This window comes from Rhodospirillum sp. A1_3_36 (assembly GCF_047263945.1).
GTDB lineage: Bacteria > Pseudomonadota > Alphaproteobacteria > Rhodospirillales > Rhodospirillaceae > Rhodospirillum.
Genome location: NZ_JBLAVB010000001.1, coordinates 876024 through 890530 on the forward strand (window position 1 = coordinate 876024; position 14507 = coordinate 890530).

A 14507-nucleotide genomic window follows, 5' to 3' on the forward strand; every position below is an offset into this window, starting at 1 on the left:
GCCCCATATGGCGAGGGACGGCCCTTCGACAGGTCTGCGGCATCCTACCCCCGCCGCCGTCCAAAGACGAGGCCTTCCAGAGGCCCCTCCGACCGATGAACAGCGAGGCATTTCGCATGGCATCCCTCCAGACCCTTTCCTCCGCCCCCGGCACCGGCCAGCCCCCCACGCCCCCGGCGCCTTCAACCGAAGCGGTCGAGCGGCTGGCGGCGAAATACGACCTGCGGCTGCCCCGCTACACCAGTTATCCCACGGCTCCCCATTTCCACCCGGGCATCACCGGCGACAGCTACGGCGATTGGTTGGCCGCGCTCCCGGCGGGCACCAAGACTTCGCTCTACCTGCATATCGCCTATTGCGCCGAGATGTGCTGGTTCTGCGGTTGTCACACCAAGATCACCAAGCGCTACGACCCCATCGCCGATTACCTGGAGGCCTTGCTGGCGGAAGTCGATCTGGTCGCTGACCACCTGACCGCACCGCTTGACGTGACTCATGTCCATTTCGGTGGCGGCACGCCCACCATTTTAAAAGGCGAGGACTTCGCCCGGGTTCTCGACACCCTGCGCGCCCGCTTCGGCCTGTCGGAGAGCGCTGAAGTGGCCGTGGAAATGGATCCCCGCACAGCCACGCTCGACTATGTAAAGACCATGGCCAAGGCCGGCGTGACCCGGGCCAGTATCGGCGTGCAGGATTTCGAACCCCAGGTTCAGGCCGCCGTCAACCGCATCCAGCCCATCGAGTTGGTTGAGCAGGTCATCGGCTGGCTGCGGGACAACGGCATTTCCGACATCAACATGGACCTGATCTACGGCCTGCCCCATCAGACCACGGAGTCCGTGTTGACAACCGTGGACCGGGCCGTAGCCATGAACCCGGCCCGGGTGTCCCTATTCGGCTATGCCCATGTCCCCTGGATGAAAAAACACATGCGTCTGATCCCGGAAGACACCCTGCCGGGCGCATCCGAACGGTGGAGCCAGTATCTGGCGGCCACTCGCCGTTTCCAGGAATTGGGATATGTCGCCATTGGCCTGGATCACTTCGCCGCTCCCGACGACGAAATGGCCCTGGCCCTGAACACGGGCACCCTGCACCGCAACTTCCAGGGCTATACCACCGATACGGCTCCGGCCTTGATCGGCCTTGGCGCCTCGGGCATCGGCTACTTGCCCCAAGGGTATGTGGCCAACGAAGGCGAACTGACAAACTACAAACGCATGGTTCGAGAGGGCCATCTGGCCACTAAACGGGGCGTCGCGCTGTCCGACGAAGACACGGTCCGCAGGGCAATCATCGAGCGGATCATGTGCGACATGGCCGTGGATTTAGCCAAGATCACCCATGACCATGGGCTTCCGGACTCGGCCTTCGATGACGAATTGGCCGCGATGGCTCCTTTCCAGGACGACGGCATCGTGTCCGTGGAGGGATCCGTGATCCGCGTGACGGATATGGGCCGTCCCCTATCCCGGGCCGTCTGCGCGGCCTTCGACAAATACCTGAAAGCCGGAGAGCAACGCCACTCTCGCGCCGTATAGGGAAAAACTCTGGGCTCTGCCCAGACCCGCAAAGGGTCACGAACCCTTTGATCCCATTTGTTTTAAACGCATGAAAAGCGGGGCAGAGCCCCGCTTTTTTCCTATTCTGACCGGCCACCGCGTGCTGCGGACCACCCCACGGGATCCTTCAGGAACGCGCGCACCCCTTCGATGCTGTCTTCGGGGAAGGCCTTGGTTTCCTCGGCCACGGCCAGGACGTCATGCCAGGTCGCCAGCCAGTGCAGGGACACATCCTCCTTTGCCAGGGAGTCCAAAGCACCCGGGAAGGCCCCGTAGAAGAACACCACAAAGGCATGGTTGACCTGCGCACCCGCATCCCGCAGGGCCTTCACGAAGGACAGCTTGGAGCCACCATCGGTAGCCAGATCCTCGACGAGCAGAACGCGTTGCTCTTCGGTTAAATCCCCCTCGATCTGGGCCATCCGGCCAAACCCCTTGGGTTTCTTACGGACATACTGCATGGGGAGGGCGAGGGAGTCAGCCAACCAAGCGGCATAGGGAATACCCGCCGTCTCGCCTCCGGCCACGGCATCCAAGCTTTCATAGCCGACCATGCGCTCGATCTTCCGGGTTGCCAGCTCGATGATCCGACGGCGGGCCCGGGGATAGCTGATAATCTTGCGACAATCGATATAGACCGGGCTCGCCCAGCCCGCGGTCAGGGTATAGGGCTCCTGGGGGCGGAAATTGACCGCGCCGATTTCCAGCAAAATGCTCGCGACGGCGCGACCGGCCTCGGCGTCGGCGAGGGCGTGGGGATCGAGGGTCATGCGGGTGAGTCCTTCTGAACGGTGGCCCTCCCGGATGGATCCCGCAGGAGATCAGGGGGCCGATGGGATGGGGAGGAAGATCGCTAAACCATTGGCGGGTTCCGCTTTCCGTTGTTTACCGGTAAATCTGTGGTCCGGCAACCACCCTCCTCCCCGGCAAAGGACGCGCCCTCAGATGTCATCATCCGTTATCCAAACCACCATCGAAGGCCCCGTGGCCACCATCACGCTCAACCGCCCCGACCGACTGAACGCCATGAACCTGCCCATGTGGCAAGCACTGGGAGATGCTCTGGAAGCGATAACGGAACAGTCCCAAACCTCTCAAGGTCCCCATTGCCTGATTCTGCGGGGCGCGGGTGGCAAGGCCTTCGCTGCGGGGGCGGATATCGGGGAATTCGACACGGTGCGTGCCACGCCCGATCAAGCCAAGGACTACGACCGGATCATGCGCCGGACCTTGACCCTGGTTCGGGACTGCCCCCTGCCGGTCATCGCCGCCATCGAGGGGGCCTGCGTGGGGGGCGGGCTGGAGCTCGCCTGCCTGTGCGACTTGAGAATTTCCAATGAATCCGGGCGTTTCGGCGTGCCCATCAACCGCATCGGCGTGGTTATGGCCTATCCGGAGATCCAGGCCATCGAACGACTGATCGGCCCGGCGAACACCCTGTCGATCCTGCTGGAAGCCAAAATCATCCCCGCCGTCGAAGCCCTGCGCATGGGTCTGGTCAACCGGATCGTCCCAGATGATGCCTTCGAAGAGCACCTCGCCGAAACGGCCAAGACCATCGCCAAAGGTGCACCCGGAGTGAACGCTTGGCACAAGAAATTCATCCGCCGCCTCCAGGACTCTGCCCCGGTTACCGAAACGGAACTGGATGAGTGCTATGACTTCCTGAACACAGAGGATTACCGAGAGGGAATCACCGCTTTCAAGGAAAAGCGTAAACCCATATTTCAGGGAAAGTAGGGACGCGGTCTCTAGGTCACGATGAAATTCGGTCTGATCGACCGAATTTCACGGTACACAACACTGTTTCGTCTTTTTTGGGCGATTGCCCAAACCCCTACTTTTTAATGGCCTGGGGTCTGGGGCCTTTCGGCCCCAGTGGGGGATGGGGCAAAGCCCCGTGACGCGAAAACACTCCCAGTCCTGTCCCCTGACCGACCTTAAGAAACGTGATCTAAATTAGATGGTTGGGGCGGAATGAGACGGAAAACCGCGACACAGCTTTCTGCTTTCCACTCTAACTACACGTGGTAGCGAATAATCGCGCTGGCTGGCATCAGGGCATAACCCTTGCCGGCCAATGTCGGCAACCATTGGGCCAAAGCCCGATAGGTTTTTTCGCGTGGATGGCCAATCGCCACTGCCTGCCCATGACGGGCTGCGAATTGCTCTATTTGAGCCAACTGATGGTGGATGGACTGGGCGCTATCCTTATGGTCGATGAAGACGGCCCTCTCCACAAAGGGCACGCCATGGAGGCGCGCCTGGGGTGGAGCAACGGAGCTTCCCGTGGTGCGGCTATCGAGGAACATGAGCCCCCGCTCGGCCAGACTGCCCATGACAACCCCCATACCCCGGGCATCTGCCGTAAATTTGCTGCCCATATGGTTGTTGAGCCCCACGACACCCGGATATCGGGACAGGGCATCAGCCACCAACCGTCGAATCTCCGAATCGGATTGGCTGGTCATCAGGGCACCGGGGCCGGGATTATAGTGGGAATCCCGGGGCTCCATGGGAAGGTGAAGCATGATCTCATGCCCATGGAGCCGACCGGCAGAAACCAACCCCTCCGGCGACTCGGCGTAGGCCATGTGGGACAGGGTCAGGGGGCCCGGTAAGGCTATGAAATCCCGGGTTATCTTACGGTTCAAGCCCAAGTCGTCGATCACCACGGAAATCATGGGCCGCCCGCCCGGGTCCGGGACAGGCAGGGCATTGTCCAACCAAGCCCGCCCCCGGCTACCCGGCAGAGCAAAAGCTGTGGAAGACGGAGCCTTTCGTTCTGGTTGGATATAAGCCACCGGTTGGAAAGAATCGGAGCCATACAGGGGGCGGGATGGCGAATCGATAACCCCCTGCTGATCGGGCATCCCATAGTCCGGGGCCTCGCTCAACGCCACAGCCTGACGAACACCCAACGGATTCCTGGGTTTGATCCCGGGCGGAAGTGGAACCGCGCCCCGTGCGCCTGCCAGTGTCTCTCCACCAGAGGGTTGAGGCTCCGGGCTCGATACAGTCCGAGGTCCGGGCATATCCGCTGGACGAATCACCTGAGTCGGCGCGAATGCGGGAGGGTCGAAAATAGAGGGCTCAGCGCCCTCGGCCAAGGGCATCCGCATGGCAATATCGGCCGGGGCAAGGAACCCTCGGCGCGCGGTCGCCAAGCCGTCATCCTCAACAAAGCGCACATGTCCCAGAGCCGCAGCCCGGGCGGCGCCCTTGCCGCCCAAGGCGTCGGCTCCACTCGCCCAGACCTTACCCAGCTTGGCGAGGGCCGCTCCACCAACCGCGCCAAACACCAACATCCCCACACAACTCAACATCATCCGCCGCGAAATCAGCGGAGGCGGTGGAGGATCCAAGGGGGACCCAAGAGTGCGCCTTTTGGGTTGCCGCACCGGTCGGTTCTGCCAGGGGTGATTCCCAGGCAGTCCCTGTTGGGGCAGTCCCTGTTGGGGCCGTCCCTTATTGGGTCCCCTTTGTCGGGGCCGCCCGAGGGGACCAGCAGCAGTCTTCTGCCTTTTTGGAGGAAAGCGAGCCATGGCGGGACATTCGCAAATGTTGGAAACTAGGCATAATCCTGCCATGACTCGGGTTAACGGGGTGTTACGACCCCGAACCAGGGTCCATCTGGGACTGGATGTAATTGGCTAGGCCAACCTTCTCCAACAAACCGATCTCGGTTTCCACGTAGTCGATATGCTCCTCGGTGTCGTCGAGGATTTCGTCCAGAATCTGCCGGGACACATAATCCCGGGCCGCTTCGCAAGCGGCAACGCCCTCCACCAGATCGACTCGGGCGGCAACTTCCAGCTTCAGGTCGTTCTCCAGAACTTCCTGAACATTCTCGCCAATCATCAGCTTGCCCAGGTCCTGCAAGTTGGGCAGGCCTTCCAAGAACAGAACGCGTTTGATCAGTTTGTCGGCGTGGCCCATCTCTTCGATGGATTCCTTATACTCATGGGCGCCCAGCTTGGCCAAACCCCAGTCCTGCAGCATGCGGGCATGCAAAAAGTACTGATTAATGGCCGTCAGCTCGTTCTTGAGAATGCCGTTCAACAGTTTGATGATCTGCGGATCACCCTTCATTGGATCGTCCTCCAAATGTGGTGGAAACTGAAATAGTGTTGGATGGTCGTTCGCTGCGGACGAATGACACGGGGACAAAACCCGAGTGGAGAGAAATCCGACCCAGCCCAAGGAATATAGGCGCTCTAAGAAACTTCGTTAAGGTGGTGAATATAAAAAAGGGTTATGAAGCCACATAGATTACGTGCTCCGCCCTACTCCATCAACTCTATCTAATATTTTTCAAATCTGCGCAGTCCTGCTCAGCCGTACCTTGAAATTCAATTCGGCCCTTTATTCGGCAGCCTGACGTCCCATTGCTTCATGGTGGTGATGCTGCTCCATGCGCCCCTTACGACTTTCATCCAGAACCGAACGCATACACCCAACACACTTCCCGCAGACTGGCCGAACACCGCGACGAGCAAAGACTGCCCCCGCAGACCTAGCCCCCGCATGGGCATCTTCTCGCACCTGACGATCGGTTAAGGCGTGACACACGCAAACGTACATGCCCAAGTCCTCCACACACGAACGAATAGAACCCAAATGGTCCTCGCGCACCCGCACAGTCAAAAAAAGTCAACGACCCGCGCACCAATCTTTCAGAGTATATCGACGGGCCAACCTCAGATCGAAGCCTTCGTTAGGGTACTGCGCCCAGCTACCTCTCCCGTAGCCGGGCGAGGCGGGGGACGACCCGCCTCATATCCATAGACTCTAAGAGGCCAATAATTGCGAGTCAATCTCAAAATCAACTCCTCCCCCTTTTTGGGGTATTAAACTCCCATCCAAAGCGCTCTGCGATGACTTGGGCCGATGGCGTAAATGCGAAACGAACACCGTTTCATCACAAAAAATTTCGCTTAGAGTATTCCGGGATCACGTTGGGTCGCTTTGCGACCAAACTTAGCCTCGAAGGCACTCTCACAGGACACAATACTGTCTCGTATTTTTTGGGCGATTGCCCAAGCCCATTTGGGGGCAAATGCCCCCAAACCCCCATTTTCCTTTTACAAATAAAAGCCCAGGGTCTGGGACCTCTCGGCCCCCAATGGGGGACGGGGCAAGGCTCCGTGACGGAAGCTCCCCCTGTCCTGATGGCCACCGGCGCCTTATGGCGCGTAAAGCCCTGTCTGACGTTTGAACACACGAACAGAAGCGAAGCCTCAGGAGGATACCGCATTCGGATAGGCATCCGTCGAGGCATGATAGGGCTTGATGTCCAGCAGCGGCGTGCCATCCAGGCAATCCAAAGGCCCCACGGTCACCCTGGCCATGTCCTGGTCCACACCAAGAAGCGGCACAATACCCAGGGCGATGGGATTGGGTCGAACCGGCGAGCGAAGGGAGAAGACACCCCGCGCCCGGTCCGAATGACGAGGCCATTGCAGGATCAAATCCCGCCGCGCCCGGTCCATCCAATACAATACGACCACATGACTATATCCCTCCAGGCAAGACAGCCCTGGCCCATAGGCGGGTTGCAGGACCAGATGGGCCGGTTCACTGGTGCGCTCCCGGGCCTGGATCAAATTGCGCGGCGCGCTGCCCCTTTCCTTCCAGGGTGTCTGGATCCAACCAATGAAGCTCACCGATCCATCGGCTTTCGCGCCTGGGTCAAAGTCCAGGGCGACTTCACCTTCGCGGATATCACTGTCCATGGCTTCCTTCCCGACGTTTTGGAATATTCCCTTGAATTTAATAAGAATACTCTGTCATCCGTCGAAAGTCAGCGATCCATGAAGGCAATCAGCCTGCAGATTATCCCGCGCTGAACCCGGATTCGGCCAACATCCGATAGAACTCCCGCACGGTGCTTTCCCTCTCCTTCACCTCTTTCACATCGCGAGTGAATTCCTCCACGAAATTGGGCTGACGCAGATGGTGCAAAACCCGAGATCGGGCCAGGGTCAGGGCCTTGCCCTCGATCAGAATTCCAGACCCGCAGAACCTTACCAGACGAACGGCACGAACCCTCAAGCTGTCGCTGGGTGAATCCAGCTTTTCCACCACCCGATTCTCCACAAGATAGCGGGCCAGAAGGTCGTCCAGTCGCCCGCACACCCGGGTCCGTAAAACCTCCGGCAGGGTAGATTCCATCAGCGCCCTTTGAAGACCGGACATAATCTGGAGCTTTTCCGTGGTCGACAGTCGGGGGTCCACAAAATAATCCAGGTTGGCCGCTTCTTTAATGACCTGCACCACTTCTTCCGCAACAGCGGTCATATGTTGACCATCCGCTTGGCAGTCTGCGACGGCGAACAGGTAATGCAGCCGCCGGGCCTTATCCCGCAACAGATGGGACACCCCCTCAATGGACAGGCGCCAGCCCGTGGCGCCCCCCTGTTCCAACCGCAGGCCATAGCGGCGTGTCAGAGCTGCGGCAACGGGGGCTCCGCCCGCCACCCCATCGCGCCGCACCAAACGCTCCATCAGGGCAAGAAAAGCCTCATGTTCCTGCGTGGGGTCGTTCCGTGCCAAGGGTTGGCGACCGCCGATCTCACGGGTCACCCGTTCCATCAAAACCGTCAAACCGGATGGCAGTTTGTTCTCCTTGAACAGCCTGCGCAAAACCTTGACCGTGTCCGGATCGTCTAACGCATCCGGCCCCGCCTTCCCCTCCATCAGATCCAACAGGCCGATCAGGGCGTTGGACAGGTTGGGTCGACTGCCGAGAATTTCCTGGATCACCTGACTGACATTCAGGGTGTCGGCGATGAACCCATCCAGGATCTTCAGGGTATCCTCGCTCAACTCGTCCGATAGGCAAGCCAACAGGACCTCAAGCTTTCCCAGGTAGTTCCGCTCCTTATAGGTTTCTCGAGCGATCACATGGCGCAGCAACTGGACCTGCTCTTCATGAATAAATGCGCATTTGCTCACCGCAGCCAGGACCCGCCGGAAGTCCGCAAGAGTGACCTTCCACAGCAACTTCTCCCCTTCAGCCTTCCGGGCCCGTCGCCCTATCTCTGCCACCCAGCGATAGAGCTCGTCCTTCCACGCCTTGGCGTTCAGGGCCTCATTGGCGCGGCAATGAAGAGTGACCATCCGATCAACAGCAGCGGGCAGAAGCGCGCCGTCGACATCCTCAAGCTTCGACAACGGAGAATAGCAATACAGCAATTCGGAGGGAATCAGCACCCGACTTTCCAGGTACTTCCGCAAGAGCCGGGCAATGGTCATACGGCTTTCAAGCCCATAGACCTCCTCCACCGAACCGCAATACGCCCCCTCTTCAATGGGATTTAGGCGGATGGGAGCCTCGGGCATTGCACCCAGGATTTCTTCGAACACCACCCGTTCACGATGCAGTCCGTCAGGTCCCAGGCGGTCATTGATCACCCGCACCCCATCCACTTGCCTGCTTTTCACGATTGTCTTTGCCGTGTCGAGGGCCGACCGTTCCTCGTCGTGGATTTCCTGGGTGATCCAGCGTTTATCCCTGTTAATCTGGACTTCGAATTTGGGCATGGGTTTTATTCCCCAAAGTCCACCCCATGCGCGGAGCGGCAGATTTCAATTCAAATTTACGGCCCAGATTTTACCCATTCGGGCGACGACATCTTTCGGGCCAACATATACAACCATACACCTTGACAGCACCCTCTTAAGAGTGAAGCCACCTAGACAAGGATACACCCTTTAGGCCATGTTGAGCAAAGTATAAACCATTCAGTCAATTGACGTAAATTGCTACGATAGACGACCTGCGAGTTTTCTAACAATTTATTTGATCGTTTTGAGCCCTGTCCCATCCCGCCCTACATCCAGCGAAGCGGTGTGCTCACCCCCCTTTTTCCCTGTCTCTTCAGCATTTTCACGGGCCTTTTCAATCCACCGTCCCTGATCATCCTGGCTCCAATAGCGCAATTCAACACCCTGGTCCCGCAAGATCCGCCAATGTCCCCGTGCGGCCTCCACCACCGGACCGTTCCGTCCGTCGAACAGATTCAGGACTCGGGTAAAGCCCCCTTGCTCCTTGGGCCAAGCTCCATCTGTCAACACGAGGACATCGGCGGCATTGGGATTTTCGATATCGGTAGTCAGCCAGATGGGGTGTCGCCCCGGATCCCCATCCTCCCGAGAGCCATGAGGCAACCAGGAACTGGCGTCGAACGTCCAAAGCAAGGCATTCAGGACCCGCACCCGTTCCTCAGATCCGGCAAGGACGACGGCCCGGTGTCCCCCCCCATAGACGCGCGCCAAGAGGCGTGGAAGGGCGTCTTCCAGGGGCCAGATTGTCAGATGGTAAAAGTCGTATCGGATCATGGGCGTGGTCATGGCCGGAGTGTAAACGAAGCCTTCCCCCGTCGTCCGGCAAAAAAGGACCCGCATGGGGAAAAGGAATCAAGGCTCACTCGTTTGATCGGGAGACAGGAAAAAGCCGCCCCCTTTCGGGGGGCGGCTCGATTGTCCCATTCCGGTCGCGTCCTCTACTTGTCGCTGATTTTCAAGGGGATAAAGGTGCGAGCACCCTTGTTTTCCACCAGCAGCAAGACGGTCTTTCGATCGGCGTCAACGGCATTGGAAACCGCCTTGGTCACTTCCTCGGGGGTTGAGACTTCCTGCTGATTGACCTTGATGATCACCACACCCGGTTCCACACCCTTGGTCGCAGCGTCGCTGTCCTCCTTCACGTCAGTGATGACGATACCCTTGGTATCCTCGCTCAACCCATACATGGACCGCAGCTGGTCATTCAGTTCTGCCACACCCAAACCAAGGGGCGCAATCAGCGTCGATCCATCTTCCACCTGTGCCGTCTTGGTTTCGTCGTCAAGCAGACCCTTTTCCTCAGCCACTTCCAATTCACCGACGGACATCTTCAGATCGACGTCCTTGCCGTCGCGCCAAACCTTCACATCCACTTTCTTATCGATGGCGGTTTCGGCCACGATGCGGGGAAGCTCCCGCATATCCGGTATCGGGCGACCATCGAAGGACAGGATGACGTCTCCGGCCTTGATGCCCGCCGCAGCGGCCGGGCCTTCAGGGGTAACGGCCGCCACCAAAGCGCCCCGGGGCTTATCCAGGCCTAAACCTTCGGCGATTTCCTCACCCACGGACTGAATCCGCACACCGATCCATCCCCGCTTTGTGCGCCCATATTCCTTCAACTGAGCCACCACCTGCTTGGCCAGATTGGAAGGCACGGAAAAGCCGATGCCGATGGACCCGCCTGAGGGGCTGAAGATCGCCGTATTAATGCCGATCACCTCGCCGTCCTCGTTGAACAGCGGGCCACCGGAATTGCCCTTGTTGATGGCCGCATCGGTCTGAATGAAGCTATCATAGGGACCAGCGTTGATGTCGCGAGTCTTGGCGCTGATGATGCCAGCGGTCACCGTTCCGCCCAGACCGAAGGGGTTGCCAATGGCCACCACCCAATCGCCCACCCGTGCGGCGTCAGAATCCCCCCAGGGCACTGCAGCCGTCAGGGGCTCCTTGGGCTCCACCTTCAGCAGAGCGACGTCGGTTTTCTCATCATGGCCAATCAGTTTGGCTTTCAAGGCCGTATCGTCCTGCAAAATAACCGTGATCTCGTCGGCGTCTTTGATCACATGGTTATTGGTGACGATGTAGCCTGTCTTATCGATCACAAATCCCGAGCCCAAGGACGTGGCCTTGCGCGGCCGTCCACCGCCGTTGCCGCCGCCGTGCCGATCAAAGAAATCCTTGAAGAACTCCTCGAAGGGCGAGCCCGGCGGGAATTGGGGCATGTCCGGACCGCGAGCGGAATCAATGGTCTGCGTGGTGGAAATATTGACCACCGCAGGCAGCAGGCGTTCGGCCAAATCGGCAAAACTTGCCGGGGTATCCCGTGCCTGAGCTTCGCCAATGGGCGACAGACCCGGCACCATGGGAACCGCCATAAGGACGCCGGCCATGAGAACCGGTGCAATGATCCGATGGGCAAATCTCGCCCGCCCTTGGGGGCGCTGGGAAGTCCCGCCTTCTCCCCGGGGTAATTCGGTTTCTCTGTGAAAGACTTTCTGGAACACGTCATGGTCTCCTTTGGGCTCCTTCCGATCAGGCCTCCCGTATGGACGGCCGATGGGAAGGATCTTGGCGCGTCCGGGTGGCGATGGACCGCGCCGGACCTAATGGGATTTGGGTTCATAGCCCCCGGCGGTCAATCGCCGAAGGCCCGGGGGAGGACCCCCCTTTCGTTCTTGCCTGTTTACAAACTGTTAGCCAATGGTGGCGGAAATGGGACCGACCGGGGGCCAATGTAGTCTATTTCGGGGTATTCCTTGGTTCCAGCGAACACCGGAGCAATTTTTGGGGGGGATTGTGAGCATCGAGCGGAAAAGGGGGCACCGGTTTTCTGCTCCACGCGATGCTCTAACCATATGATACGAGATCAAACCGCCCTAAATCGATCCCGATTTAGGGCGGTTTGATCTAATACCCAGGTGCGGTGAGTTTGACTCACCGCACCTGGGAAGCGGCCAAGTGGCCGCCGCGCCTTATGGCGCGTAAAAGCCCGCCTGGCGTTTGAACGCAAGAAAAGCGGCGTGGGTTTCAACCTGCGCCGCTTGGTATAAGGGGCGGGACGGAAGAACCAAAAGGGGGCGGGACCTCCGTCGGAGATCCCGCCCCCTTTGACGCGTTAACCGAGACTCCTTACCGAGCCGGGGCAGGCTGGCCCGTCATCGATCCGAAGTACTTGAAAAAATCGCTGTCCGGAGACAGCACCATGCTGGTGTCCTTGCCGGTGCCCAAGGCCTTCTTATAGGCCTCCATGGAGCGGTAGAAGGCAAAGAACTCAGGATCGGCGCCAAAGGAATCGGCATAGATCTTGATCGCCTGGGCGTCGCCATCACCCCGCAATTGCTGCGAAGTCTTCTGGGCCTCGGCCATGATCACCGTGCGTTCCCGATCGGCGCGGGCGCGGATCTGCTGGGCCTGTTCCTGGCCCTGGGCGCGGGACTCACGGGCCTCCCGTTCACGTTCCGACCGGATCCGATCATAAATGGCCTGGCTGGTTTCCTCCGGCAGGTCAGCCCGTCGGATCCGAACATCGGTGACGGCGATCCCCATTTCCTTGGCATCTTTGTCCACCGCAGCCTTGAGGTCGACCATGATCTGCTCGCGCTCCGGAGACAGCAGAGTCGCCAATCCCACATTACCCAGCACCCGACGCAGCGAGGAAATCACCACATCCGACAGGCGCGAGCCCGCCTGATACTCGTTGTTCACTGCCCGATAGAATTGCAGGGGGTCAGCGATGCGGTAGCGAACGAAGGTATCCACCACCAACCGCTTTTGGTCAGCAAGGATCAACTGTTCCGCCGGGGGATCCAGCTCCAGAACGCGCTTGTCGTAGTAAACCACATTCTGGATGAAGGGAATCTTCACCTTCAGACCAGGCTCCTGGATGGTTCGAACATGCTCGCCAAACTGGAAGACCAGGGCCTGTTGGGTCTGGTTGACAATGAACAGGGACGAATAAAGGCCAACTGCGACGATAACCGCGACGACGCCGAGGGCGAGAAGAGACGTTTTCATTATTTGCTCCCCTGCGCGGTGCTGGCTCCGGACGTCGATCGCCCCGGATCGGACCGGTTGGCATTCAGTTCTGGCAGGGGCAGATACGGAACGACGCCCTGTCCATCTTTATCGATGATGATCTTGTTCACGCTAGCCAATACATCTTCCATGGTTTCCAGATAGATGCGCTTGGTGGTCACATCCTTGTCGACCTTGTAGGCCTTATAGATTTGGTCGAAACGCGAGGCATCACCCTGGGCACGATTGACAATCTCTTCCTTATAGGCTTCGGCCTGTTGGACCAACTGCTCGGCGTTACCCCGGGCTGCCGGGATGACGGAGTTGCGATAGGCCTCCGCTTCGTTGCGAAGGCGGACCTTGTCGGTTTCTGCACGCTGCACATCGTTGAACGCATCCACCACCTCGGCGGGGGGGTCGACCTTCAGCAACTGCAGACGGCGAATCTGGATACCGGACTTATATTCGTCCAGCAGGGCCTGAAGCATGGATTTTGCCCGCTCTTCGATGGCTTGACGACCCTCGGTCAAGGCCACTTGGATCGGAGTCTGACCGATGACCTCACGCATGACGCTTTCGGCGGCGCGGGTTACGGCGCTGCGGGGATCGCGAAGGTTAAACAGGTATTCACCGGCGTCCTTGATCACCCAGACCAGGGAAAAGTCGATGTCGATGATGTTCTCGTCTCCGGTCAGCATCAGGCTTTCCTCGAGAACGTCACGGGCCACTTCACCGGGACGACCGGTTGAGCCCCGCAAGCCGATTTCCACCCGGTTTTCCCGAGTCACCTTGGGCAGTAGCACCGTTTCCACCGGATAGGGCAGATGGTAATGCAACCCCGGGGGCGTGGTCGTGGTGTATTCGCCGAATCGCATAACGACGCCCTGCTCGTCCGTGCCCACCCGATAGAACCCGGAAAGCAGCCAGATCGCCAGAGCAAGCAGAACAAGGATAGCGATTCCCTTGGAGCCCAGTCCACCGCCAGAGCCGCCGGGGATCATGGACTTGAAGCGCTCCTGGCCCTTGCGCAGAACTTCCTCGAGGTCGGGGGGTTGGTTGCCACGGCCATTATTGCCGCGCCCTCCACCGCCACTGCCCCATGGGCCGCCGCCACCGCCGCCGCTACCCCACGGGCCGCCGCCTCCTTGTTGGTTCCATGCCATTGAACGAAGTCCCTTTCGCGTTTAAATCTTCAAACATCTTTGTCGCGCGCCGCCTTGAAAATGCAGGGCCGCGAAAACCTTATAGGACAGGTAAGGACTACTGGCCAAGGACGCAACAGAAACCGAGCACCGGTTACTCGGACAGATCCTGAAACCGCTGTTCGGTTTCAGGCCGTCGATCCGCAAACCAACGCCC

The 14507-nt window shown here is 59.2% G+C and carries 12 protein-coding genes; 2 read left to right on the forward strand and 10 right to left on the reverse strand.

The features are described 5' to 3' along the window. The first annotated feature begins 116 nt into the window (after positions 1-116). Positions 117-1541 (forward strand): oxygen-independent coproporphyrinogen III oxidase, encoded by a 1425-nt coding sequence (gene hemN / locus ACLIRY_RS03835; protein WP_413204011.1) that lies wholly within the window; start codon positions 117-119, stop codon positions 1539-1541. A 101-nt stretch (positions 1542-1642) separates the two neighbouring features. Here hemN and ACLIRY_RS03840 read toward each other — a convergent pair whose 3' ends face one another. Then, positions 1643-2332 carry an orotate phosphoribosyltransferase gene (locus ACLIRY_RS03840; protein WP_413204012.1) on the reverse strand — a complete coding sequence of 230 codons (690 nt, stop codon included), beginning with the start codon at positions 2330-2332 and terminating at the stop codon, positions 1643-1645. A gap of 175 nt (positions 2333-2507) precedes the next feature. Between ACLIRY_RS03840 and ACLIRY_RS03845 the strand changes: the two genes are divergently transcribed. After that, positions 2508-3302 carry an enoyl-CoA hydratase/isomerase family protein gene (locus tag ACLIRY_RS03845; protein ID WP_413204013.1) on the forward strand — a complete coding sequence of 265 codons (795 nt, stop codon included), beginning with the start codon at positions 2508-2510 and terminating at the stop codon, positions 3300-3302. A 281-nt stretch (positions 3303-3583) separates the two neighbouring features. Here ACLIRY_RS03845 and ACLIRY_RS03850 read toward each other — a convergent pair whose 3' ends face one another. The 9 genes from ACLIRY_RS03850 to hflK all read right to left on the reverse strand — a co-directional run bounded on the left by ACLIRY_RS03850 (position 3584) and on the right by hflK (position 14311). Beyond that, positions 3584-4891 (reverse strand): divergent polysaccharide deacetylase family protein, encoded by a 1308-nt coding sequence (locus ACLIRY_RS03850; RefSeq protein ID WP_413204014.1) that lies wholly within the window; start codon positions 4889-4891, stop codon positions 3584-3586. A gap of 280 nt (positions 4892-5171) precedes the next feature. Beyond that, the gene (bfr, locus tag ACLIRY_RS03855; protein ID WP_413204015.1) at positions 5172-5654 is read right to left on the reverse strand and encodes a bacterioferritin; all 483 of its coding nucleotides are present in this window, start codon (positions 5652-5654) and stop codon (positions 5172-5174) included. A gap of 273 nt (positions 5655-5927) precedes the next feature. Continuing rightward, a complete protein-coding gene (locus ACLIRY_RS03860) occupies positions 5928-6146 on the reverse strand; it encodes a bacterioferritin-associated ferredoxin (protein WP_413204016.1) in 219 nt (72 codons plus the stop codon). 656 nt (positions 6147-6802) lie between these two features. Continuing rightward, positions 6803-7297, reverse strand: coding sequence for a tRNA (N6-threonylcarbamoyladenosine(37)-N6)-methyltransferase TrmO (gene tsaA, locus ACLIRY_RS03865; protein ID WP_413204017.1), 495 nt, complete (start codon positions 7295-7297; stop codon positions 6803-6805). 100 nt (positions 7298-7397) lie between these two features. Further along, positions 7398-9107 (reverse strand): hypothetical protein, encoded by a 1710-nt coding sequence (locus tag ACLIRY_RS03870; protein WP_413204018.1) that lies wholly within the window; start codon positions 9105-9107, stop codon positions 7398-7400. 255 nt (positions 9108-9362) lie between these two features. Continuing rightward, positions 9363-9971, reverse strand: a complete 609-nt coding sequence (locus ACLIRY_RS03875; RefSeq protein WP_413204019.1) for a DNA polymerase III subunit chi — start codon at positions 9969-9971, stop codon at positions 9363-9365. Positions 9972-10069: 98 nt separating this feature from the next. Then, complete coding sequence (locus tag ACLIRY_RS03880; RefSeq protein ID WP_413204020.1) at positions 10070-11524, reverse strand: DegQ family serine endoprotease; 1455 nt, start codon at positions 11522-11524, stop codon at positions 10070-10072. 739 nt (positions 11525-12263) lie between these two features. Further along, positions 12264-13148 (reverse strand): protease modulator HflC, encoded by an 885-nt coding sequence (gene hflC, locus ACLIRY_RS03885; RefSeq protein WP_413204021.1) that lies wholly within the window; start codon positions 13146-13148, stop codon positions 12264-12266. After that, the gene (gene hflK, locus ACLIRY_RS03890; RefSeq protein ID WP_413204022.1) at positions 13148-14311 is read right to left on the reverse strand and encodes an FtsH protease activity modulator HflK; all 1164 of its coding nucleotides are present in this window, start codon (positions 14309-14311) and stop codon (positions 13148-13150) included. Before hflK ends, hflC begins: the two co-directional genes overlap by 1 nt. Positions 14312-14507 lie beyond the last annotated feature (196 nt).

Bases quoted from the DNA above. Each gene is read 5' to 3' on its own strand.
- hemN (WP_413204011.1), top strand. From the start codon at position 117: ATGGCATCCCTCCAGACCCTTTCCTCCGCCCCCGGCACCGGCCAGCCC.
- ACLIRY_RS03840 (WP_413204012.1), bottom strand. From the start codon at position 2,332: ATGACCCTCGATCCCCACGCCCTCGCCGACGCCGAGGCCGGTCGCGCC.
- ACLIRY_RS03845 (WP_413204013.1), top strand. From the start codon at position 2,508: ATGTCATCATCCGTTATCCAAACCACCATCGAAGGCCCCGTGGCCACC.
- ACLIRY_RS03850 (WP_413204014.1), bottom strand. From the start codon at position 4,891: ATGATGTTGAGTTGTGTGGGGATGTTGGTGTTTGGCGCGGTTGGTGGA.
- bfr (WP_413204015.1), bottom strand. From the start codon at position 5,654: ATGAAGGGTGATCCGCAGATCATCAAACTGTTGAACGGCATTCTCAAG.
- ACLIRY_RS03860 (WP_413204016.1), bottom strand. From the start codon at position 6,146: ATGTACGTTTGCGTGTGTCACGCCTTAACCGATCGTCAGGTGCGAGAA.
- tsaA (WP_413204017.1), bottom strand. From the start codon at position 7,297: ATGGACAGTGATATCCGCGAAGGTGAAGTCGCCCTGGACTTTGACCCA.
- ACLIRY_RS03870 (WP_413204018.1), bottom strand. From the start codon at position 9,107: ATGCCCAAATTCGAAGTCCAGATTAACAGGGATAAACGCTGGATCACC.
- ACLIRY_RS03875 (WP_413204019.1), bottom strand. From the start codon at position 9,971: ATGCGGGTCCTTTTTTGCCGGACGACGGGGGAAGGCTTCGTTTACACT.
- ACLIRY_RS03880 (WP_413204020.1), bottom strand. From the start codon at position 11,524: ATGGCCGGCGTCCTTATGGCGGTTCCCATGGTGCCGGGTCTGTCGCCC.
- hflC (WP_413204021.1), bottom strand. From the start codon at position 13,148: ATGAAAACGTCTCTTCTCGCCCTCGGCGTCGTCGCGGTTATCGTCGCA.
- hflK (WP_413204022.1), bottom strand. From the start codon at position 14,311: ATGGCATGGAACCAACAAGGAGGCGGCGGCCCGTGGGGTAGCGGCGGC.